The 7,637-nt window shown below is 36.4% G+C and carries 6 protein-coding genes; 4 read left to right on the plus strand and 2 right to left on the minus strand.

What is annotated here, in order from left to right; genetic code table 11:
- The coding region (locus B3I52_RS10915; protein ID WP_293301190.1) for a Dabb family protein at positions 1 to 284 on the minus strand (284 nt) is incomplete at its 3' end.
- A gap of 48 nt (positions 285 to 332) precedes the next feature.
- Positions 333 to 794 (minus strand): type I restriction enzyme HsdR N-terminal domain-containing protein, encoded by a 462-nt coding sequence (locus B3I52_RS10920; RefSeq protein WP_293301191.1) that lies wholly within the window; start codon positions 792 to 794, stop codon positions 333 to 335.
- A 119-nt stretch (positions 795 to 913) separates the two neighbouring features.
- Between B3I52_RS10920 and holA the strand changes: the two genes are divergently transcribed.
- The 4 genes from holA (at position 914) to B3I52_RS10940 (ending at position 7,617) form a co-directional block, all read left to right on the plus strand.
- Positions 914 to 1,933 carry a DNA polymerase III subunit delta gene (gene holA, locus B3I52_RS10925; protein WP_293301193.1) on the plus strand — a complete coding sequence of 340 codons (1,020 nt, stop codon included), beginning with the start codon at positions 914 to 916 and terminating at the stop codon, positions 1,931 to 1,933.
- A gap of 167 nt (positions 1,934 to 2,100) precedes the next feature.
- Positions 2,101 to 4,644, plus strand: coding sequence for a zinc-dependent metalloprotease (locus tag B3I52_RS10930; RefSeq protein ID WP_293301195.1), 2,544 nt, complete (start codon positions 2,101 to 2,103; stop codon positions 4,642 to 4,644).
- Positions 4,645 to 5,255: 611 nt separating this feature from the next.
- Entirely contained in the window at positions 5,256 to 6,425 is a 1,170-nt protein-coding gene (locus B3I52_RS10935; protein WP_293301197.1) for a serine hydrolase domain-containing protein, read from the plus strand.
- A 19-nt stretch (positions 6,426 to 6,444) separates the two neighbouring features.
- Positions 6,445 to 7,617, plus strand: a complete 1,173-nt coding sequence (locus B3I52_RS10940; RefSeq protein WP_293301199.1) for a serine hydrolase domain-containing protein — start codon at positions 6,445 to 6,447, stop codon at positions 7,615 to 7,617.
- Positions 7,618 to 7,637: the final 20 nt, after the last annotated feature.

The following is a 7,637-nucleotide window of genomic DNA, read 5'->3' on the forward strand; positions in this document are numbered from 1 at the left end:
TAAATTACTACTTTTTCAAAAAACACCCTAAATTTATCTAGAAACGCTTTGTGTACCGGATGAACTTGGTAAATGTCATGCGCAGCTAAATCTTCGAAAAATAGAATTAAGCTAAAGGTATAAGTGGTATCTACTACTGCACGCTCAATGGGTGCAGGTACGCCAATATGAAAACTTTTTACAACTTCAATGTCTTCTAAACTTTTCAATCCGTTTAAAAAGGCTGCTTTTTCTTCTTCGGTGGTATCGGTTTTTAACCAAAATAGTACGTGGTGTGCAATCATTTTCTTTTTTTTTGAGGCGAAGATAAATAATCTTTGTAGTTAATCTTATTAAACCAGCAAACTATAAACGGGTAATTCTTCTATAAAAGAAAAACCTTTACAAGTATGGTCTATTTGTGCATAATAATGGTTTAAGCCATTGGTAATAACCATCCACTTTGCTTTATAAACCGAATTATATCTTGCTGCTTGGTCAAAAGTGGCTTGTGTTATAGCTACCGAAGGAGCCTTGCATTCTACCACCATTAATTTTTCTCCGCTGTTGTTATAAATTAAAATATCACTGCGTTTTTTAGTCTGGTTTAAGCTTAAACCGCCTTCAATTTGCATCAAACTTGCCGGAAATTGCTTCTCCTTAATTAAATATTTGATAAAATGCTGACGTACCCATTCTTCGGGCGTAAGTACCAAATGTTTCTTCCTAACCTCATCAAAAATATAATGAAGACCATCCCTTTGGGTAATTTTAAAAGGATAGAAAGGCAAGTTTAGGGGAGTTGGGTTGAACATTGAGGCGTAAAGTTAAAAGTAAAAAGCTGAAAGTAAAAAGTGTGTTGTTAGAATGCCAAAAATTACTCACAATCCTCAACAAATCTAAAATCGTAAATCTAAAATCGTAATTTTGAATAATGAGCGCCGAAGACATCATTAAAGATATAAAAGCTAGAAAATTTAAGCCTGTTTACCTATTGCAAGGTGAAGAACCCTATTATATTGATGAGATTGTAGATTACATGGAAAAACATGTGCTTTCTGATGGAGAAAAAGGGTTTAACCAAACCGTACTTTACGGTAAAGATACAGATATGGCCACTATTATGAATGCTGCAAAGCGTTATCCCATGATGGCTGAATATCAATTGATTATTGTAAAAGAGGCGCAAGATTTAAAATGGGGAAATGAAGGAGCGAGCAAAGAAGCCGATTTTATCTTGGCCTATTTTGAAAAGCCATTACCCAGCACCATTTTAGTGTTGGCTTATAAATATGCTAATTTCGACAAACGTAAAAAGATTTACAAAGCTATCAACACTAATGGGGTAGTTTTTCAGAGCGATCCGGTAAGAGATTACAAATTGATGCCTTGGATTGAAGACCACATTAAAAGTAAAGGTTACAAGATAGCGCCCCAAGCAGCCGCATTAATGGCCGAGTATTTAGGCACCGACCTCTCTAAAATTGCAAACGAAGTAGAGAAACTTTGTTTAAACATTAATCAGGACACTACTATCCAAACCGATCATATCCAAAGAAATATTGGTATTAGTAAGGAATACAATGTGTTTGAACTGCAAAAGGCACTAGCTACACGAAATGTGTTAAAAAGCAACCAAATCATTAATTATTTTGCCGGAAATCCAAAGGCCAATCCAATGATTATGGTAATGGCTAATCTCAACTCTTATTTTTCTAAAATATTGAAGTATCATTACCTGCCCAATAAAGGTGATGCAGCTAAAGAACTTGGCGTAAGTCCTTATTTTGTTAAAGACTACGAAGCCGCTGCCCGTACTTTCAGTGCTGGGAAAACCTTCGATATTATAAGTCTTTTACGCGAATACGATTTAAAAAGTAAAGGTTTAGAAAGTTCTGGAAATATTTCTGATGGTGATTTGTTAAAGGAATTAGTCTTTAAAATTTTGCACTAGCACATTCATTCAAAAATAACCTACCGCATATTTGTGCTGTTTTATAGCAGTTACCTTCGTTGTGCATACTTTATATTAGTATTGTAACTAAGAAGTTATGCCCAATGCTGAGAATATCGCAACACTACGCTTATTTTTACTCTTTAATTAACTTATTCAACAAATTAATGAAGAAAAATCTATTTACACTATTGATGGTTGCTGGAGCCGTAACTTTTGCGCACGCCCAACGACCAACACAAGGTGGCGCAGCGGGAGATTCTACACGTAGAAATCCTGGAGCTTTTGGTGCGGCCATACCCCCTCAAGCACAGCCTAAACCGTATGACCAAGTAATAACCAGCAAAGCGCTAACCCGTAAGGGAATGATTACTTCGCATAGAATTGAAGATAAATTCTATTTCGAAATTGCAGACAGTACCCTAAATAGAGATATTTTGGTGGTAAGCCGTATCTCGAAATCGGGTGCAGAGGTGCGTTTGGCACAAGGTTACGCCGGCGACCAAATTGGTAGCTCGGTTATCCGTTTCGAAAAAGGCCCAAACAACAGAATTTTTATGCGTAAAATTAGCTTTAGGGCATATAGCGCAGATAGTACTGCTTCAATGTACCAATCTTTACAGAACTCTAGCGTACAGCCTATTGCAGCAGCTTTTGATATTGCGGCTTTTACTTCAGCTAAAAATGGTAGTGTAATCGATGTAACAAATTATATCAACAGTGATAACGATATATTCTATTTTGGTTCTTCCATGTTCAAGTCTAGATTTGGTATTGGCGCACAACAAGCAGATAGAAGCTATATTCAAGAAATAAAAAGTTTTCCTACTAACGTAGAGATTAAAACCGTAAAAACATACGCTAAGGCGGCAACACCTAATCCGGGTGGTGCTCCATCATTTGGTGGTGGCGGTGCACCTACAGGCGCTGTTACTTTAGAATTAAACACTTCGTTGGTTATTTTACCTAAAGTGCCAATGAAACCTCGTTATTTCGATCCGCGTGTAGGGTATTTTGCAGTTGGTTATACCGATTTCGATTTAAACCCACAAGGAGTAAAGGAATTAGAGTTGGTTAAACGCTGGAGATTGGAGCCAAAACCACAAGATTTAGCTAAATATAAGCGTGGCGAATTGGTAGAGCCAGCTAAGCCTATTGTTTTCTATATTGATCCGGCTACGCCTAAAAAATGGGTGCCTTATTTAATTGCTGGTGTTAACGATTGGCAAAAAGCTTTTGAAAAAGCGGGCTTCAAAAATGCCGTAATGGGTAAAATGGCACCTACAAAAGCACAAGATTCTACATGGAGCTTAGACGATGCCCGTAACTCGGCTATCGTTTACAAGCCATCAGAAATTCCCAATGCAAGTGGGCCAAGTATCTCAGACCCACGTACTGGCGAGATTATGGAAAGCCACATCAATTGGTATCACAATGTGATGAAATTGGTTCGCGATTGGTATTTTATCCAAACTGCTGCGGTTGATAAAAGAGCTCGTACGGTAAACTTTAGCGACGAATTAATGGGCGATTTAATTCGCTTTGTTTCTTCTCACGAAGTGGGCCATACTTTAGGTTTACGTCATAACCACGGCTCTAGTTCAACGGTGCCTGTAGAGAATTTACGTAATAAAAAATGGGTTGAAGAAAATGGACATACTCCGTCTATTATGGACTATGCCCGTTTCAACTATGTTGCACAACCAGAAGATAATATCTCTAAAGTGGGTTTATATCCACGTATTGGCGATTATGATAAATGGGCCATTGAATGGGGTTACAGGTATTTCCCTGATAGTAAAACAGTAGCTTCTGATATGAAAATATTAGATAAAATGACTGTAGAAGCGGCTAAAAACAGACGTTTATGGTTTGGTACAGAAACAAATCCAGACGATCCGCACTCGCAAAGTGAAGATTTGAGTGATAATGCCATGAAAGCGAGCGATTACGGTATTAAAAACATGAAAGTAATTTTAGCTAACCTTAAAGTCTGGACTAAACAACCTGGCGAAAACTACGATGAGTTAGGTAACATGTACGGTCAGTTAACTACACAATTAGGCCGTTACATTGGTCACGTAAGCAAAAATATTGGAGGTATTTACGAAAATCCAAAAACGGTTGACCAAGCAGGTTTAATTTACGAACGTACACCAGCTACTACTCAAAAAGAAGCAATGAATTGGTTAAACGCACAAGTATTTACTACCCCAAAATGGTTGCTAGACCAATCTATATTAGATAACATTAACGAAAGTCCGTTGGTAGTGGTGTCTAAATTACAAAATGCGGCTTTAGCTCGCATAGTTTCTACCAGGGTATTGGGTAATTTAATTGCTGCCGAAGCTGCTGATGGTGCTGCTGCCTATAAAATTTCTGATTTGTTTAAAGATTTGAATGCTTCAATTTTCTCAGAATTGAAAGGTGGCGGTGTAATTGATGTGTATCGTAGAAATTTACAAAAAGCTTATGTAGATAGAATGATTTCAATTGTTAATCCTCCTGCTGCACCAACGGGTGCTACCGCTTTTAGAGGTACTGCCCCAAGTGGCTTAACCGCTACTCAAACCGATGCAGTTTCTGTAGTAAAAGGACAATTGCGTGAGCTAGACAAAGCAATTAAAACTAACTCAACCTCCGATACTTTAAGTAAATATCACTTAGAAGATTTAGCTGATCGTATTCAGCAAGCTTTAAATAAAAAATAAGCGATTGAAAATTTAATTTTTTAAATCCCTCTGGTTCTTCAGGGGGATTTTTTTGTAAAAAATAATGCTTGTTAAGCTATATTAATTTTTACTGCGTAGCTTTCCGTTTCGCTACAGGTCAGTCAGTTTTTACGGCTGTTTTAGCTCTTTTAATAATATTTAAAATGAAAATAAAGAACGTCAGCCCCTAACATTAGGTTCAAGTTAACCCGGGCGACGTAGGACCGACGGTAGACCGACGGTAGACCGACGGTGAACCAACATACCCAAAACGACAAATATGCCAAAAACCGCCAGCTACAGACAGTCTTCCCTCTAGCACAAATCTTAATGCCAATTTTAAATAGTTTCCCTATTCATTAAAAAGCAACAAGAAATTAACTGCCTAAAAATTCAGCTGCTGTATAAAATACCTACAGGGCTTTCTTAAAATATAAACCTGAGCTTACTATCTAGTTAAAGGTTAAAAGCCGGTAATTTATTACAGTTACACCCATAGTGCATTATTAACAATAATATCAATTGATAAAGTAAATGTTGTGAGAATTTTAATCGATATTTTAGGTCCTTTTGATAAAAGAGTACGTCTCTATTAAGAAGAAAAACAAAACATGAATACATTTCAAAAATGCAAAACTCATTTACTGCTGCTTTTAATTATAATGGCCAGCGTAGATGTGTATGGTCAGGTAGCTAAAGCAGAAAAAGAGCTGGAGCAAATGATGAAAGATATGAAAGTGGTTGGGCTGTCGGTAGCGGTGGTTAAAGACGGGGCAATCATTTATAACAATGCTTTTGGTCTAAAAAATATTGCACAAAACACCAAGCTTTCTACAGATGATACTTTTAGAATCGCCTCTATCTCTAAATCATTTTGTGCTATTGCCATTATGCAATTAATAGAAGCTAAAAAGTTGAAATTAACAGATAACGTTTCGGATTTGGTTGGTTTTAAGGTGGTTAATCCTAATTTTCCGGATGAAGTAATAACATTGAAAATGCTACTTAACCATACTTCTAGTATAAACGATACCGCTGGTTGGGGTACGTTAAATGGTATAGATCCAGCAAAAAATAAGGGAAATAATAAATGCTATAGCAATTATAAACCTGGCACAGGCTATAAGTATTGCAATACGAATTTCACCTTGCTGGGTGTTGTCATAGAAAGAGCTTCGGGTTTGCGTTTCGATAATTACATTAAACAGAATATTGTTGAACCATTAGGTTTAAAAGCCGGTTACAATGTAGATTCCTTAGATCAAAGTAAGTTTACATCGTTATACGAATACAATACAAAAACCGATACTTTTACCGAAGCGCCGATAGCCTATAAACGCAGTAAGACTTGGGATAACTACCAGTTAGGTTATAGTGCTTATAGTTTTGCGCCAACTGCCGGAATGAAAATTTCTGCACCAGATTTAGCTAAATACATGATGATGCTAATGAACGATGGTATGTACCAAGATGTGCGCATCATGTCTAAAAAAAGTGCTAAATTGATGAAAAAACCTACGGTAGAGCTAAGCGACGAAGAAGGGTATGCTTTTGCAATTAGAAACATTAAAAGCCCTAGAATTATTGATGGAGATTTATTGGTAGGGCATACGGGCTCATTAACTGGTTTATATAGTGCAATGCTATATAATCCTAAAGGTAAGTATGGCTTTGTGGTTATTAGTTCGGGGAGTTTGCCTGATAACAATGAAGGACCTTCTAGAATTAGAAAAGTTTTAGCCGAAGGAATGAATATTTTACACAAAAACTTTATAAAATAATTGTAGTTAAATTAGAAATATGAAAACATTAAAAAAGTACGGATTCTTTTTACTGCCTTTGCTCTTCATTGTAAATGGGTTTGTTGCTTATGCCCAAGTTGCCAAAGGCGAAGCAGAATTGCAAAAAATGATGCAAGATTTGAAAGTAGTTGGCTTATCTGTAGCGGTAGTAAAAAATGGAGAAATTATTTATAGTAATGCTTTTGGGCAAAAAAATATAGAGAAAAATACCAAATTAACTAGTAGCGATATTTTTAGGATTGCCTCTATCTCTAAATCGTTTTGCGCTACGGCAGTTATGCAATTGGTTGAAGCTAAGAAATTGAAATTAGAGGATAATGTGTCTGATTTGGTAGGCTTTAAAGTAGTTAATCCAAATTTCCCAGACAAGGTAATTACCTTAAAAATGTTGCTATCGCATACCTCTAGCCTTAATGATAGTGATGGCTATTTTAACTTTGACATGATAGACCCAGCTAAGAACGAGGGCCGTACAAAATGTTATAGTAAATACGAGCCAGGTAGCGAGTATAAGTACTGTAATTTAAACTTTACGCTAATTGGCGCCATCGTAGAAAGAGCATCAGGTATGCGTTTCGATAATTATATTAAAAAAAATATTATTGATCCGTTGGGCTTAAACGCTGGCTATAATGTAGACTCATTGGATTCTAACAAGTTTGCTACGTTATACACCTACGATAAAAAGACAGAAACTTTTAACGAATCTAAAACTGCTTACAGGCCTAACAGAAACGTATGGAATAATTACCAGTTGGGTTATAGTGCTTATAGTTTTTCTCCAACAGGCGGAATGAAAATATCTGCCATAGACTTAGCAAAGTACATGACCATGCACATGAATTATGGTGTTTACAAAGGCAAACGCATTATTTCTGAAACAAGTGCTAAATTAATGCAAAAAGGAGTTGTAAAAGTAGGTGATGAAGAAGAGTACGCATTTGCAATTAGGAGAGTTAAATCTAATGACATTGCTGATGGAAATTTATTGGTAGGCCATACAGGTTCGGCATCAGGTTTATATAGTACCATGTTTTTTAATCCTGAGAAAAAATTTGGAATGGTATTAATTAGCACAGGAAGCTTGCCAGATAATCATGAAGGAGCGGTAAGGTTTAGAAAGGTATTAAGTGAGGGCATGAATATTTTGTACCGTAACTTTATTAAATAAACCCGTAGTGCATTATTGCT

It is taken from the genome of Pedobacter sp. UBA4863 (assembly GCF_002399615.1).
Lineage (GTDB): Bacteria > Bacteroidota > Bacteroidia > Sphingobacteriales > Sphingobacteriaceae > Pedobacter.